Annotated in this window: 14 protein-coding genes; 6 read left to right on the top strand and 8 right to left on the bottom strand. The window is 69.3% G+C overall.

Annotation, left to right across the window (positions count from 1 at the left end; genetic code table 11):
• Positions 1-77 precede the first annotated feature (77 nt).
• The gene (locus PQ455_RS08430; protein WP_273690899.1) at positions 78-812 is read left to right on the top strand and encodes an SIMPL domain-containing protein; all 735 of its coding nucleotides are present in this window, start codon (positions 78-80) and stop codon (positions 810-812) included.
• 188 nt (positions 813-1,000) lie between these two features.
• On the opposite strand, the gene PQ455_RS08425 is transcribed toward PQ455_RS08430, so the two are convergent.
• The 3 genes from PQ455_RS08425 to PQ455_RS08415 form a co-directional block, all read right to left on the bottom strand.
• On the bottom strand, positions 1,001-1,258 hold the full coding sequence (locus PQ455_RS08425) for a GlsB/YeaQ/YmgE family stress response membrane protein (protein ID WP_273690896.1): 258 nt from the start codon (positions 1,256-1,258) through the stop codon (positions 1,001-1,003).
• A 123-nt stretch (positions 1,259-1,381) separates the two neighbouring features.
• Entirely contained in the window at positions 1,382-1,681 is a 300-nt protein-coding gene (gene sciP / locus PQ455_RS08420; RefSeq protein ID WP_273690894.1) for a CtrA inhibitor SciP, read from the bottom strand.
• Between the two features lie 70 nt (positions 1,682-1,751).
• A complete protein-coding gene (locus PQ455_RS08415; RefSeq protein ID WP_273690891.1) occupies positions 1,752-2,015 on the bottom strand; it encodes a hypothetical protein in 264 nt (87 codons plus the stop codon).
• Between the two features lie 85 nt (positions 2,016-2,100).
• Here PQ455_RS08415 and mnmA point away from each other — a divergent pair, with 85 nt between their 5' ends.
• The gene (mnmA, locus tag PQ455_RS08410) at positions 2,101-3,207 is read left to right on the top strand and encodes a tRNA 2-thiouridine(34) synthase MnmA (protein ID WP_273690889.1); all 1,107 of its coding nucleotides are present in this window, start codon (positions 2,101-2,103) and stop codon (positions 3,205-3,207) included.
• A gap of 10 nt (positions 3,208-3,217) precedes the next feature.
• Here mnmA and PQ455_RS08405 read toward each other — a convergent pair whose 3' ends face one another.
• Complete coding sequence (locus PQ455_RS08405) at positions 3,218-4,309, bottom strand: MBL fold metallo-hydrolase (RefSeq protein ID WP_273690887.1); 1,092 nt, start codon at positions 4,307-4,309, stop codon at positions 3,218-3,220.
• A 182-nt stretch (positions 4,310-4,491) separates the two neighbouring features.
• Between PQ455_RS08405 and PQ455_RS08400 the strand changes: the two genes are divergently transcribed.
• The 4 genes from PQ455_RS08400 (at position 4,492) to PQ455_RS08385 (ending at position 9,312) form a co-directional block, all read left to right on the top strand.
• The gene (locus PQ455_RS08400; protein ID WP_273690884.1) at positions 4,492-5,931 is read left to right on the top strand and encodes a M28 family peptidase; all 1,440 of its coding nucleotides are present in this window, start codon (positions 4,492-4,494) and stop codon (positions 5,929-5,931) included.
• A 46-nt stretch (positions 5,932-5,977) separates the two neighbouring features.
• Positions 5,978-7,438 carry an IMP dehydrogenase gene (gene guaB / locus PQ455_RS08395; RefSeq protein WP_273690882.1) on the top strand — a complete coding sequence of 487 codons (1,461 nt, stop codon included), beginning with the start codon at positions 5,978-5,980 and terminating at the stop codon, positions 7,436-7,438.
• Positions 7,439-7,576: 138 nt separating this feature from the next.
• The gene (locus PQ455_RS08390; RefSeq protein WP_273690880.1) at positions 7,577-8,758 is read left to right on the top strand and encodes an RsmB/NOP family class I SAM-dependent RNA methyltransferase; all 1,182 of its coding nucleotides are present in this window, start codon (positions 7,577-7,579) and stop codon (positions 8,756-8,758) included.
• Positions 8,759-8,790: 32 nt separating this feature from the next.
• The gene (locus PQ455_RS08385; RefSeq protein ID WP_273690878.1) at positions 8,791-9,312 is read left to right on the top strand and encodes a hypothetical protein; all 522 of its coding nucleotides are present in this window, start codon (positions 8,791-8,793) and stop codon (positions 9,310-9,312) included.
• Positions 9,313-9,413: 101 nt separating this feature from the next.
• On the opposite strand, the gene rsmA is transcribed toward PQ455_RS08385, so the two are convergent.
• The 4 genes from rsmA to PQ455_RS08365 form a co-directional block, all read right to left on the bottom strand.
• Complete coding sequence (gene rsmA, locus PQ455_RS08380; protein WP_273690877.1) at positions 9,414-10,244, bottom strand: 16S rRNA (adenine(1518)-N(6)/adenine(1519)-N(6))-dimethyltransferase RsmA; 831 nt, start codon at positions 10,242-10,244, stop codon at positions 9,414-9,416.
• Positions 10,245-10,248: 4 nt separating this feature from the next.
• Positions 10,249-11,262 (bottom strand): 4-hydroxythreonine-4-phosphate dehydrogenase PdxA, encoded by a 1,014-nt coding sequence (pdxA, locus tag PQ455_RS08375; protein WP_273691314.1) that lies wholly within the window; start codon positions 11,260-11,262, stop codon positions 10,249-10,251.
• Positions 11,252-12,595 carry a peptidylprolyl isomerase gene (locus tag PQ455_RS08370; RefSeq protein WP_420542863.1) on the bottom strand — a complete coding sequence of 448 codons (1,344 nt, stop codon included), beginning with the start codon at positions 12,593-12,595 and terminating at the stop codon, positions 11,252-11,254. The genes pdxA and PQ455_RS08370 overlap by 11 nt, the downstream gene beginning before the upstream one ends.
• A 93-nt stretch (positions 12,596-12,688) precedes the next feature.
• Positions 12,689-14,917, bottom strand: coding sequence for an LPS-assembly protein LptD (locus PQ455_RS08365; protein WP_273691311.1), 2,229 nt, complete (start codon positions 14,915-14,917; stop codon positions 12,689-12,691).
• Positions 14,918-15,076: the final 159 nt, after the last annotated feature.

The raw sequence follows: 15,076 nt of genomic DNA, 5'->3' as shown, positions 1-15,076 counted from the left end.
GGGGGCCGTTCAGCGCAGATGCAGCGCGGGGGCCGCAATGCGTGGCCATCGGGCAACAACCCTGAAGGAATATGGAGATGACGATGCGGATGATCGGGCGCCTTGGTGGCACGGCGATTCTCTTGGGCGGGCTGATGGCGGGCGCGGCGCTGGCCGAACCGCCGCAGCCGGTGCTGGCGCCGGGCGCCACCCGCCTCGACATCACCGCCGAGGGCGAGGTGACGCGCGTGCCGGACGTGGCGCAGATCGGCGCGGGCGTGGTGACGCAATCGCGCACCGCCAGCGACGCCATGGCCAAGAATGCCGAGCGAATGGCCGCCACGGTCGCCGCGCTCAGGCAGGCCGGGATTGAGGCGCGCGACATCCAGACCGCCTCGATCGACCTCAGCCCGCAATATCGCTACGCCGACGGGCAGGCGCCGGTGCTGACCGGCTATCAGGCGAGCAACCGCGTGACGGTGCGACTGCGCTCGATCGGCAAGGCCGGCTCCACCATCGACGCGCTGATCGCGGCGGGCGCCAACCAGATCAGCGGCCCGGTGCTTTCGGTCGACAAGCCCGAAGCGGCGCTGGACGAGGCGCGCGTGAAGGCGATCACCGCCGCCCGCCAGCGCGCCGATCTTTATGCAAAAGCCTCGGGCCTGCGCGTCGGCCGCATCCTCACCATCGCCGAATCGGAACAGATCGATCGCCCCCGCCCGATGATGGCGATGGCGATGCGCGCGTCCAAGGAAGCCGCCGATACGCCGGTCGAGGCGGGCGAGCAGGCGCTGACGGTGCGGGTGTCGGTGAGTTTCGAGCTGAACCCGTGACAACTGGATCGTCGCCCCGGCGAAGGCCGGGGCCTCGGGCGGCTGTCACTGCGGTCGCCCCAAGCCTCCTGAGATCCCGGCCTTCGCCGGGATGACGGTACAGGCAAAGATGAGGGTACAGACACATAGAAAAAGGGCCGCCCGGTCTCCCGGACGGCCCTTTTTGTCTTTACCGTTTCGTCAGCGGATCAGCGCACTGCGCCGCGACGAACCAGGTTTACGATCGCGAGCAGGATGACCGCACCCAGAAGCGACACGATGAACGAGTAGAGCGTAAGGCCGGCATTGTTGATCGAGCCGCCCGAGAAGATCAGGCCGCCGACGAAAGCGCCGACGATGCCGACGACGACGTTAAGCAGGATGCCCTGCTGCGCATCGGTGCGCATGATGATGCTGGCGAGCCAGCCGATGACGCCGCCGATGATGAGCCAGAGAATAAGTCCCATGATACGTCCTCCTTAGGCCGCCGGCCGCGCGATGTGCGGCGGCGGCGTGCTGGGGATATTACGCATCGGCAATGGACTGGTTCCGGCCCCGACTTGACTTTTGCGTCGGATCGTTTCCGCGGTTCAATACTTCTGCTGGCGTTCATACAGCGATTTATAATGCTGGATGCGCGTCACGCGCAGGCCCGGCATCCCCGATTTGTCGATCGCGCGCTGCCAGCCGGCGAATTCCTCGATCGTCAGGCCGTAACGGTCGCATACCTCGTCGAAGGTGAGCAGCCCGCCGCGGACGGCGGCGACCACCTCGGCCTTGCGCCGCACGACCCAGCGGGTCGTGCCGGGGGGCGGCAGCGAGTCCAGCGAGAGGGACTCCCCCAGAGGGCCGATCACGGTAGCCGGCCGTATTTTCTGGTTCTCGATCATCATGTTACCCTTTGGCTACCCTGGCCGTCTTGCGTAGCGGCCCTGTTCCTCTTCTCTAGTGGAAGGGCGTCTAAGGAAGGTTGAAACGCCAAGGTAAAAATGCCGGTGACATGCCTTTACCGTTGGTTACGATCGCGCCGTCCGCCGCCGCGCCTGCCGCGAACGACGGGCTGAAACTGCCGTCGAACGCGGTGGCCGTGGCGGCACCCGGCCGGCCGATCCGGCCGGTGGTGCTCGCGGCCTGCCGCGCGGTCAGCACCGCCCGCAATTCCGCATAGCCCAGCGGCGCGGGCGTGGCGGTGTCGGGATCGAATGTGAACGGGTGCGCGGACATGCCCTGAAGAACGGGCGGGGGCGCTGCGGCTTTAGCTCGGTTCGCCGCTTTTGCGTGTGGGCTCGGGTCAGCGTAAGGGGCGGCGATGGATGCGGATTTCCAGCTTGATCGCCCCCTGAAGGATGCGCGAATCGTCGTCGCCATGTCGGGCGGGGTCGATAGCTCGGTCGTGGCCGCGCTCGCCGCCGCGAGCGGGGCGGAGACGATCGGCGTCACGCTCCAGCTCTACGATCATGGCGCGGCGGTCGGCCGCAAGGGCGCCTGCTGCGCCGGGCAGGACATTCGCGACGCCCGCGCCGTCGCCGATCGGCTCGGCATCGCCCATTATGTCTTCGATTACGAGACCGCCTTCCGCGCCTCGGTAATCGACCAGTTCGCCGATGAATATGCCGCCGGCCGCACGCCGATCCCGTGCGTACGCTGCAATCAGGGGGTGAAGTTCACCGATCTGTTCCGCGTGGCGCGCGATCTGGGCGCCGATTGCCTCGCGACCGGCCATTATGTCCGCCGCGTGGTGGGCGCCCACGGCCCCGAACTCCACCGCGCCGCCGATCCCGCGCGCGACCAGAGCTATTTCCTGTTCGCCACCACCGACGCGCAGCTCGATTTTCTGCGCTTCCCGCTTGGGCATATGCCCAAGCCCCGCGTGCGCGAGATCGCCACCGGGCTGAGCCTGGGCGTCGCCGCCAAGCCCGACAGCCAGGATATCTGCTTCGTGCCCGACGGCGATTACGCCGGAATCGTCCGCAAGCTCAGGCCGGAGGCGGGCGAGCCCGGCGATATCGTCGATCTGGCCGGCCGGGTGATCGGCCGCCATCGCGGGCTGATCCACTTCACCATCGGCCAGCGGCGCGGCATCGAGGTCGGCGGCAGCCCCGAGCCGCTTTACGTGATCCGCGTCGAACCCGAGACGCGCCGCCTCGTCGTCGGCCGCCGCGCGGCGCTGGCGGTGCGCGGCGCGCGCCTGTCCGAGATGAACTGGATCGGCGGCCCTTCGCACGAGCCGATCACCGCCAAGGTCCGCTCGCTCGCCAAGCCCGTTCCGGCGCGGATGGAGGGCGACCGCATCCTGTTCGACAGCCCCGAATATGGCGTCGCGCCGGGGCAGGCGGCGGTGCTGTATGCCGGCGATCGGGTGCTGGGCGGCGGCTGGATCCAGGAAACCGAGGCTGCGGAACTGGTGGCGGCCTGATCCGGGGCGTTTACTCGGGCACCGCCCAGACCCCACCCACCGGCAACACCCGGAAGTCGCGCTTGCCCGCCGGCAGGGTCGCCACAGCCCTGGCGAGATCGCGCGGCGCCTCGTCGATCTCCTCATAGGCCAGCTGGAACGTGCCCCAATGCACCGCCAGCGCGTGTCGGGCGTGGAGTCCGGCGAACACCTGTGTCGCCTGCGCCGGATCGATATGGTTGCCGCTCATCAGCGCGCGGGGGCGGTAGGCGCCGATGGGGAGGATGGCGAGGCGGTAGGGGCCGTGGCGGGCGGCCTGCGCCACCCATGCGCCGTCGCCCCAGCCGGTATCGCCCGCGAAAAGCATATTGCCGCCGGGCAAGGTGACGCTGAAGCCCGACCATAAAGCGCGGTTGCGATCTATGCCGTAACGCGAGCCCCAATGGTGGACCCGCTCGACCACCACGTCGATGCCGGGCCGCAGCGGCACCCTGCCGCCCCAGTCCCGCGTTATCGCCGGGATGCCGCGACCGCGCAGCAGGCTGTCGTTGCCGAGGCTGGTGACGATCGTCGGGCGATCACGGCGCCAGAGCTGCTCCAGCGTGGCCAGATCGAAATGGTCGTAGTGATTGTGGCTCAGCAGCACCGCGTCGATCCTGGGCAGGTCGGCGAAGGCGATGCCTGGCGCGCGCACCCGCTTCGGTCCGGCGAAGCCCACCGGCGAGGCGCGATCGGACCAGACCGGATCGGTGAGGATATTGAGGCAGCGCGTCTGGATCAGCGCGGTGGCATGACCGACCCAGGTCACGGTCAGCGCGTCGTCGTCGGCGGCGCAGCCGACCCGCGCGGCGGGTTTGGCGGGCACCACGGGCACGCTCGTCGGCCACGCGGGGCGGCCCGCGCCGGCGAGGAATCCCAGCCAGCGCGTCGGGGAGGCGGTGCGCGATCCGCCGGTGCCCTGCTCGCCTTCCGGATTGCGGAACCGCTCGCCATCGAAATGGTCGCTCACCGGCCCGCGATAATAGATACGGTCGAGGAACGGCCGCGCCACCGTGGGCGCCAGCAGTAGCGCGACCGTGAGGAACAGCAAGGCGATCCCGATGCCGCGCAGCACCGCCTTCATGTCGCGCGGCTCATGTCGTCGGGGAAGGATCGCGCCACGGGGTCACTTTCGGGTCGGGCGCGGAAGTGCGCCTGTATGGAAGCCTTATCGGGACAGGACGTTCCCGACGTTCCACCGCCGCATCGGCGCCATCGGTCGGCCCGCGATGGACGAACGCCCGTCCGCCATGGCAAGCGCCGGCGATGACCTTCATCACATCCCTCGCCCGTTTCGCCCCCTTCCTGCTCGCCGCGCCCTTGCTGGCGGCGGCCCCGCCCGCGCCCGAGGCGGCGATGCGGCGGCATATCGAGATCTTGGCAAGCGATGCCTATGAGGGCCGCCGCCCCGGCACGCCCGGCGAGACGAAGACGATCGGCTATATCGTCGATCAGATGAAGACGATCGGCCTCGTCCCCGGCGCGAAGGATGGCGGGTGGCTGCAATCGGTCGCGCTCATTGGCCGCAAGGCGGGGGCGGGCACGCTGACGGCGGGCAAGCTCATGCTGGGCGAGGGCGACGTGCTGCTCCTGCCGCGCGACCCGAGCGTGACGGTGCCGACCGCGCCGATCCTGTTCCTGGGCTATGACGACGGTGCGGGGCGTAACGTGAAAGGCGCGATCGTCATCCTGCTGGGTGGCGCGCCGCCCAAGGGGATGACGGTCGGCGGGATGGCCGAGCGACGTCGCGCGCTCACCAGGGCGGGCGCGGCGGCGGTGCTGGTTCCGATCGCCCCCAGCGCGCCCTGGCCCAATCTCGTTGCGCAATATCAACGCTGGGTCGGGCTGGAATCGCAGGTCGAGCCCCTGGTGCAGGGCGCGCTGTCCGCTTCGGCATGGCAGCGGCTGATCCGCGCGGCCGGCGCCGACCCGGAGGCGCTGGCCAAGGCGGCGCGCGATCCGGGCTTCAAGGGCGCGCCGCTCGGCACCGCCCGCCTGTCGGCCACGGGCGAGGTGCGGCGCTTCGCCAGCGCCAACGTCATCGGCAAGCTGCCCGGCACCAGCGCTGCGGGGCAGGCGGTCGCGCTGCTAGCGCATTGGGACCATCTCGGCATCTGCCGGCCGGAGGGCGCGCCCGATCGCATCTGCAACGGCGCGGTCGATAACGCCTCGGGCATCGCGCAACTGATCGAGGTGGCGCGTGCCGTCGTCGCCCGGGGGCCGGCGCCACGCAGCCTGCTGTTCGTCGCCACCACCGCCGAGGAAAGCGGGCTGCTGGGCGCGACCGCCTTCGCCGAGGCGCCTCCGCTGCCGCTCGTCGCCGGGCTCAACATGGATACGGTCGCGATAGCGCCGGCGGGGGCGAAGATCGGCGTGATCGGGCGCGGCATGACCCCGCTCGATCCGCTGATCGACTCGACCGCCGCCGCGCTTGGCCGCGCCGTCGATCCCGGCACGGAGCGCAATCTGCTCTACACCCGGCAGGATGGCTGGGCGCTGGCCCGCACCGGCGTGCCGACCGTGATGGCCGGCACCAGCTATGGCGATCTGGCGCTCATCAACACTTTCCTCGCCGGCGCCTATCACGGCCCGGCGGACGAGGCGCGCGGCCTCGAACTGGGGGGCGCGGCCGAGGATGTGCCTTTTCTGGCGGCGCTGGCGCGCAGGATCGCGGATCCCGCGGCCTTTCCGGGGGGCAAACGCTGAAATCCTGCCTTGCTCCCGTCACACGAACGGGGCAGGGGGCCTGAGGATGGAAATACAGCTCGGACTCACCTTCGACGACGTCCTCCTCCGCCCGGCGGAATCGGATGTCCTGCCCACCTCCGCCGACACGCGGACCTTCGTCACGCGCGAGATCGGGCTCAACATCCCGGTCCTGTCCTCGGCGATGGACACGGTGACCGAGGCCGACATGGCGATCGTGATGGCGCAGCTCGGCGGCTTGGGCGTCCTCCACCGCAACCTCTCCGTCGAGGAGCAGGCGGCGGCCGTGCGGCAGGTGAAGCGCTTCGAATCGGGCATGGTGGTCAATCCGATCACCGTCACGCCGACGCAGACCCTGGCCGATGCGCGCGAGCTGATGGACCGGCACCATATCTCGGGCATCCCCGTGGTGGAGCCGGGCGGGCGTCTCGTCGGCATCCTCACCAATCGCGATGTCCGCTTCGCCGACAATCCCAACCAGCCCGTCGCCGAGCTGATGACGAGCCAGAATCTCGCCACCGTCGGCATCGGCGTCAGCTCGGCCGAGGCGCGCAAGCTGCTTCACCAGCGCCGCATCGAAAAGCTGCTGGTGGTGGACGACGCCTATCGCTGCGTCGGCCTCATCACGGTGAAGGATATCGAGAAAGCTGTGAACTATCCCTCGGCCACCAAGGACGAGTCGGGGCGCCTGCGCGTCGCCGCCGCGACCACGGTGGGCGACAAGGGGTTTGAGCGGACGCAGGCGCTGGTCGACGCCGAATGCGACCTGATCGTGATCGATACCGCCCATGGCCACAACCGCGACGTGGCGCGCGCCGTCGAGCGGGTGAAGCGCCTGTCGAACCGGGTGCAGGTGATCGCCGGCAACGTCGCCACCGCCGAGGCGACCCGCGCGCTGATCGACGCGGGCGCGGACGGGATCAAGATCGGCATCGGGCCGGGATCGATCTGCACCACGCGCATCGTCGCCGGCGTCGGCGTGCCGCAGCTGACCGCGATCCTCGAATCCGCCGAGGAGGCCGCCAAGTCGGGCGTGCCGGTGATCGCCGATGGCGGTCTGCGCACCTCGGGCGATATCGCCAAGGCGCTGGCGGCGGGCGCTTCGACTGTGATGGTCGGTTCGCTGCTGGCCGGCACTGCGGAGGCGCCGGGCGAAACCTTTCTGTATCAAGGGCGTGCGTACAAGAGCTATCGCGGCATGGGATCGGTCGGCGCGATGTCGCGCGGATCGGCGGACCGCTATTTCCAGCAGGAAATCAAGGATCAGCTCAAGCTCGTGCCCGAGGGGATCGAGGGGCAGGTGGCCTACAAGGGCCCGGCCAAGGATGTGATCCACCAGCTCGTCGGCGGCATCAAGGCGGCGATGGGCTATGTCGGCGCGCCGACCATCCCCGAGCTTCAGAAGCGCGCCCGCTTCGTGCGGATCACCAACGCCGGCCTGCGCGAAAGCCATGTCCACGACGTGTCGATCACCCGCGAGGCGCCGAACTATCCGTCGCTGGGTTGATTCCTTGTCAGCTACGCTGACGCGGCACCAGCCCGCTCCCCCACCCGGCCACCCAACGGCAGTATCCTGTGGGTGGCCGGGTGGGCGAGCGGGCTGGTGCCGCCTCCGGTTCAGCACCGCTGAACCGATCCAAGGCTCATGACGCCCGGCGCGCGGGCGCAGGCGGCGATTGAGCTGCTCGATGAGATCATTGCGGCTGCCAAGGCCGGTGGGGCGGCGGCGGATACGATCATCGTCCGCTATTTCAAGACGCGGCGTTATGCCGGTTCGGGCGATCGCCGCGCGATCCGTGAACTGGTTTATGGCGCGATCCGGCGGGCGGGGGATTGCCCCGTGGATGGGCGCGCGGCGCTGGTCGGGCTGGCCCGCGAGCGGCCCGAGCTGGTGGCGGCGTTTGATGGATCGCGGCATTGCCCCGCGCCGATTGGTGAGGACGAAGTGGGAGCCGAGGCTTCCATCATCCCGCAATGGCTGGATAATCGTGTCGCCGCGACGCTGTCCGCCGATGAACTTCCGGCGTTGCTGGAGCGGGCACCGCTCGATCTGCGAGTCAACCGCCTGAAGGCGACCCCCGAAGACGTGCTGGCGTTTTTGCCCGAGGCGAGGCCCGGCGCCTTCTCGCCCGATGCCCTGCGCCTGCCCGAAGGCCATCCGATCGAAGCCTCACCGCTCTATGCCGAGGGCAAGGTGGAGGTGCAGGACGAGGGAAGCCAGTTGATCGCGCTGGCGAGCCGTGCCGCGCCGGGGATGACGGTGATCGATCTGTGCGCAGGCGCGGGCGGCAAGACGCTCGCGCTGGCGGCGATGATGGGCGGAGAGGGGCGGTTGATCGCCTGCGACGTCGATCGGCGGCTGATGCGGCTGGGTGCGCGTGCCGATCGCGCCGGGGTCGGGTCGCTCGACATGCGCCTGCTGGATGGCGCGCGCGAGGCCGAGAGGCTTGCCGATCTGGCGGGCGCGGCCGATGTCGTGCTGATCGACGCGCCCTGTTCGGGCACCGGGACATGGCGGCGTAACCCCGAGGCGCGCTGGCGGCTGACCGAGGCGCGGCTGGCCCGGCTGACCGCCTTGCAGGCGCGCGTGCTGGAACTGGGGGCGCCTTTGGTGCGCTTGGGGGGCAGGCTGGTCTATGCGACCTGCTCGGTGCTGGCCGAGGAAGGGCGCGATCGGGTCGCGGCGTTCCTGGCCTCGCATGCTGGCTGGACTGTCGAGGAATTGCCGTTCACCGCCGGCAAGGCCGATGGCGCGGGGCGGTTGCTGAACCCCGCAAGCGACGGCACCGACGGCTTTTTCGTCGCGAGCCTGATCCGCTCGTGCTAAACGGCACTCTTGGCCGATTTTCGGAGACACTGATGCGTCTTTCGCCCCTGTTCCTGTCCCTTACGCTGGCCGTTTCCGCGAGCGGCGCGATCGGCCAGAAGCCCGACGACCAGATCAATCCGAAGAGCGTCGCGCTGGTCGAGCAGGCCGCCAAGGTGAAGGCGGCGGGCAATCTGACCGACGCGAGCGGCATCCTCGAGACCGCGCTGGCGGTCGATCCGCGCAATCGCGGCGCCTATATCGCGCTCGCCGAAGTCGCCGAGCAGCAGGCGCTGCCGGGCCGCGCGATCCGCCTGTATGGCGAGGCGCTGGCGCTCGATCCAAATGATCTCAAGGCCTTGGCGGGGCAAGGTGAGGCGATGGTGCAAAAGGGCGCCGTCGAGCGCGCCCGCGCCAACCTCGTCCGCATCCAGGGCATCTGCAAGACCGGCTGCCCGCAGCAGGCGGCATTGTCCGCCGCCATCGCCAAGGGCCCGCCCGCGACCGTGCTGGCCGCGCAGGCGACCGACAAGGTGCCGCCGAAGGGCGAAGAGGGTAAGACGACGAAGCCCTGATCTGCTTTGTGCTCCTGCGCAGGCAGGAGCCCAGGGTTATGGGAGGGCAGCGTTTGGGGCTCTGGGCTCCTGCTTTCGCAGGAGCACGCTGCGGTAAGAATTTAACTCGTGCCCATAAGTCGCGCCACCGTCACGAATTCCTCCACCGACAGCGTTTCCGCCCGCCGCGCCGGATCGATCCCCGCCGCCGCCAGCGCATCGAGTGCACCGGGCAACCCTTTCAAACTCTGCCGCAGCATCTTGCGCCGCTGGCCGAAGGCGGCCGCCGTGAGATCGCCCAGCCGCTTCGGCGATACCCCCTCGGGCGTCTCGCCCGGCACGATATGCACCACCGCCGATGTCACTTTGGGCGGTGGCACGAAGGCGGCGCGGTTGACGGCGAAGGCGATCGAGGGGGTCGTGCGCCACTGCGCCAGCACGGCGAGGCGACCGTAGGCGTCGCTGCCGGGCTTCGCCACGATCCGCTCGGCAACTTCCTTCTGGAACATCAGCGTCAGCGAGCGCCACCACGGCGGCCAGGCGTCGAGCGTGAGCCAGCGGACCAGCAGCGCCGTGCCGACATTGTAGGGCAGGTTGGCGACGATATGCGCGCCCGCGCCCGCCTCGGCCTGTTCGTCCACCTCCAGCGCATCGCCCGAGATCACCCGCAGGCGCCCGTCCACCGCCTCTGAGAGCGCCGCCAACGGGGCGAGGCAGCGGGAGTCGCGCTCGACCGCCACCACCTCGGCGCCGGCGCCCAGCAGCGCGCGCGTCAGCCCACCGGGGCCGGGGCCGACTTCATAGACACGCTCGCCCGCCAGCGACCCCGGCACCCGCGCGATGCGGGCGAGCAACTGGCCGTCGAACAGGAAATTCTGGCCGAGCGCCTTGCTGGCGCTGAGGCCATGCGCGGCGATCACCTCGCGTAAGGGTGGCAGGTCTTCGAGGGCCATCGGGTCAGCGGGCGCGGTGGCGCGCGCAGTCGGCGGCGAGCGCGATGGCCGCGATCATCGCGCCCGGATCGGCGAGACCCTGCCCGGCGATATCGAAGGCGGTGCCATGATCGGGCGCGGTGCGGACGATCGGCAGGCCGAGTGTGAGATTGACACCTTCGTCGAAAAACAAGGTCTTGATCGGAATAAGTGCCTGATCGTGGTAAAGGCAGAGCGCCGCGTCATATTGCGCACGGGCGCGTGTGTGGAACATCGTGTCGGCCGGCAGTGGCCCGATCACGTCGATGCCCTCGGCCAGCAATATGTCGATCGCGGGCTGGATCAGGTCGATCTCCTCGCGCCCGAACACGCCGCCTTCGCCGGCATGGGGGTTGAAGCCGGCGATGGCGAGGCGGGGCCGCTCGATCCCGAAATTGCGGACGAGGCCGCGCTCGGTGACGCGCGCCTTGGCGACGATCAGATCGATGCTGACCAGGCCGACCACCTCGATCAGCGGCACGTGCACGGTGATCGGCACGGTCCTGAGCGATGGGCCGGCGAGCATCATCACCGCATTTTCCGGCGACACGCCGCAGCGTTCCGCCACGAACTCGGTCTGGCCGGGGTGGACGAAACCGACCGAATAGAGCTGCGCCTTGGAGACCGGCCCCGTCACCAGCGCGCCCGCCGCGCCCGATTTGGCGAGGCCGACCGCCACTTCCAGCGCGTTGAAGGCGCAGCGCGCGCCCTGCATGTCGGGCACGCCGGGCACGATCTCGCCCGTGTCGATGATCTGGATCAGCGGCAGCGCATCGGCGAACACGCCCACCGCCTCGGCCGGATCGGAGATGACCGCGATCGGCCCGGTCCACACCGCCTCGATCGAGCGGGCATCGCCAACCGCGAAGAAGGGGGCGAGATCGCGCTCCACGCGCGCGTCCCACGCCTTGGCGACGATCTCGGGGCCGATACCGGCCGGATCCCCCAGCGCGACCGCCAGCGGAGCCAGCGGCGCGGCCGAGGCCGGATCAGCGGTAATCGATCACCGCGTCGCGCCGCAGATCGCGCAGATAACGCTGCGCCCGGCGATTGACGCGCTCCTCTTCGAGCTGGCTGTAGATCTGGTCGAACGATGGGCCGCTGGCGGCCGCCGGCTCGTCACGGCCGCACAGCACGAGCGTGCGCACGCCATCCTCGACCGTGCCGAACGGCGGCGAGGATTCGCCGATGTTCAGCTTGAGCATGATGTCCTGAAGCGGCGCGGGCAGATCGCGCACGGCGACGCCGTCGCTCGACACCACTTCGGCGCCGACCTTGGCGGCCGCGTCGGCGACGCTGCCACAGCCCTTGATCTCGCGCGCCATGTTGGCGAAGCGCTCGACCTGGCCGGTGGCGGCGGTCTGGCTGGTGCCCTTGGGGAAGGTGATCGACACCTGCTTGAGGCTCAGCACGGAATCGCGCGGATCGGCGGTCAGCACCTGCCGCTTGTCGATCACGGCGAGGATCGACCAGCCGCCGGCGAGCTGGATCGGCTCGCTGATCTGGCCGGCGTTCATCTCGCGCGCGGCGGAGGCGAGTTCGTCGGGCAGCTGTTCCAGCCGCACCCAGCCGAGATCGCCGCCGACGGCCGCCGTCGAGGCTTCCGAATATTGGCGGGCGTAGGCGACGAAGGCGCCGCCCTGACGGACCTGTTCGACGATGCGATCGGCGTTGGCGCGCACCTGCGCGGCGGTGGCCGGCGTGTCGGAGAGATAGATTTCCCCGATCCGATATTCCTGCGCGCCCTTGGACGCGTTGAGGCGCGCCATGATGGCCTTCACCTCTTCCTCGCCGACGTTGACGAAGGGCTCGACCTTGCGGCCCAGCACGCGGCGCCATGCCGTTTCGCCTTCGACCTGACGCTTGAGCGACGCGGCCGACGAGCCGACCGAGGTGAGATAGGTCGCGAAATCCTTTGGCGTACGCTTGAACTGCGAGGCCAAGCGGTTGAACGTCTGGTCGATCTCGGCCGCGCTGACTTTCAGGTCCTGGGCGGCGGCCTCCTGAATCTGGAGCGTCTCGTCGATCAGGTTGCGCAGGATCTGCAAGCGCAGCCGCTCACGCTCCGCGTCGGGCACCTGGCCGCCGTTGGCGACGATCACGAGCGCGAGGCGCTGATCGACATCGGTATCGGTGATGATCGTGCCGTTGACGATCGCGGTCGCCTTGCGGATCGCGGGATCGCGCGGACCGAACACCTGAAGATCGGTCGGTAGATCGAGCGCGTCGGCGCTGTTGCCGGGCTGGCGGGGCACCGCCTGCTGCTGGGCGATCGCCATCTGCGAACCGGCGATGAGCGCGATCCCCGCCGTCAATGTACCCGCCGCGACCATCAGCCCGCGCAGTCTGAAACCTGCCGTCACCCTCGTCCCGCCCAAATCGCTGTTCCGAAAATGCCCGCTACGCGCGGGCGCCTGAATGCCGGCTTAGCGGCCGATGTTCTTGAACGCCAGCTTCAACAGGAAGGCGTTGCCGCCGCGCGCGTCGCCGGTGCGGAAATAGTCCCGCTTCCAGGTGATGCCGAGATCGAGGCAATCGTCCGAATAGAGGATGCCGAGGCGATGGCGGAACGGCTCGAACCCGTCGGTGTTGGCGACGGGATCGTCGTTGCGCCCGGTCAGGTCGACCACCGTCGACCCGAAGATCGACCAGAAGCGCGCGACCTTCACCCGCGCGCCGACGCGGATTTCCTCATGATCGCGCAGATCCTCGATCGAGGAGAGGATGTTGCGGTTGAGGCGCAGATAGCCCGCCGTGAAATAGGTGGCGCGCGAGCCGATCGTGGCGTCGATCTCGTTGCGACGCACCTTCAGGCCGTTCTTGTCGAGCCGGAACCGCTCGGTCAGCTCGAGGAAGGTGCCGTAGCGGACGGAGACGCGGCCGACATAATCCGACCAGCGATCCGACAGGCCGGTGCCCTGCGAGAGGATGTCCTGCCGCGCCTGAAGGCGATAGCTCTGGCCGATCACGCCCCGGATGGCGACGCCGGGCCGGTCGTAATTCCATTCGAAGCCGTATGTCGCGCGGCTGCTGTCCTCCCAGCGGTCATAGCCGTTGAAGCGGTTGAGCGCGAAGAGGTTCGAATCCTCCAGATCGACCGCGCGGGCGTCCTCGTTGGGGATGCGCAGATTGGGCGTGCCGGGGGTCGCGACCAGCTGGAAGCGTGGGGTGATGCGCTGCGTGCCGCCGAAGAGCGTGCCGATGAAGGGCCAGCGCACGTCGGCGGCGGCGGCGGCGATGCCGCGCGTCGTCCAGCCCTTGTCGCCGCGATAGGCGACCGTCGCGGTCGAGAGCGTGTCGCTCGTGTGATAGACGTCGCCGCGCGCATAGCCGGTGAAGCTGACCATCTGGCCCATGCCGGTCAGCATGTCGCGGGTCCACATGGCGGCGGCGAAGGCGCGCTGGGTATCCTGCCCCTCGGTGCGGATCAGGGCGAGGCTGTTGCCTTGCAGGTCGATGTGGCCGCCGAGCAAGGTCTCGTCGATGCGGCGGCGATAATCGATCGCGGGCAGGGCGAAGGGCTGCTGCCCCTGGCTGCCCACGGCGCGCAGGGTCTGCACCGCCCAGCCGGCGATCCGCAGATAGCTGTCGGCATCGACCCGCTCGACCTGCACGGTGGAGCGCAGCCGATCCTCGCCGGTGATGTCGTAGCGGCGCAGGAAGGTGCGGTCGGTCGTCACCCGGCCGACGGCGGTGACCGTCCAGTTGGGGCCGAACTGGAAGCGGCCGTTGGCGTTGAGATAGCCACGGAACGCCTTGTCCGAATCCTGCGTGGCCGGCGCGCCGATCGGCAGCTTGGAGCTTTGCGTGCCGATGCCGCTGATCTGATAGGCACCGATGCTGGTCAGCCGGCGATATTTGAACTCCAGCGCGGGCAGCACGGCGGTGTAGACGTGCGGCGTGACCGTCAGGTCGCCGTTCGGCCCGAACTTATAATAATAAGGAAGGGCGACCTCCAACCCGTTGGTACGGTTGTAGGAAAGGTTCGGCACCAGCAGGCCCGAATTGCCCTGCTGCCCGCTGCCGTCCGGGTGCGAGAAGGTCGGCAGCCACAGGATCGGCATGCCGAACAGCACGAAGCGCGCGTCCTTGTAGGACACGCGATGCTTGGTCGGATCGTGGACCACGCGCAGCGCGGTGATCTGCCACACCGGCACCTTGGGGCAGCCATCCGAATCGACCACGCGGCAGGCGGTGTAGGCGGCGTTCTGGAGCGTCGAGACGCCGTTGGCGCGCGTGCCCTTGCGCGCGGCGAGGCGGCCGCCGTCGTCCAGCACGAGCAGCAGGTTGGCGATCACGCCGTCCTTCAGCGTGTCGGTCAGCTCGATCGAATCGCCATACAGCTTGTCACCGCCGGGGTTCACCACCGCGACATTGCCGTTGGCGGTGACCTGGCCGGTCTTGCGGTTCCACACCACCTTGTCGGCGCGCAGCCGGCTGCCGGCGCGCACCATCCGCACGTCGCCGGTGGCGGTGACGATATCGTCGTCGCTGGCGTAATCGAGCGTCGCCGAGGAGAAGGTGACCTCCTCGTCGTTGGCCGGGGTGGGCGCGCCGGACGTTTCGGGCAGGGCGATGGCGGGCGTCTGAAGGTTAGGGCGAGCCTCGCCCAGCGCCGGGGCGGCGGGCGCCTGCGCGAAGGCGGGGTCGGCCATCGCCAGCACGAGGGGGAGCGCCGTCAGCAACAGGAACGGATTGGTCGGCAAACGTCACTCCCGGCGGCACGCCGGGGCCAACGCCCCGTCCCCCATGAACTTCATCGCCTATCCCAGCGCGCGCTGCGCTGCAACGGGCGGGCGGTGAACGGAGGAACG

It is taken from the genome of Sphingomonas naphthae (assembly GCF_028607085.1).
Lineage (GTDB): Bacteria > Pseudomonadota > Alphaproteobacteria > Sphingomonadales > Sphingomonadaceae > Sphingomonas_Q > Sphingomonas_Q naphthae.
The sequence above is the reverse complement of the archived record's forward strand: the minus strand, read 5'-3'. Positions and strand labels throughout refer to the sequence as shown.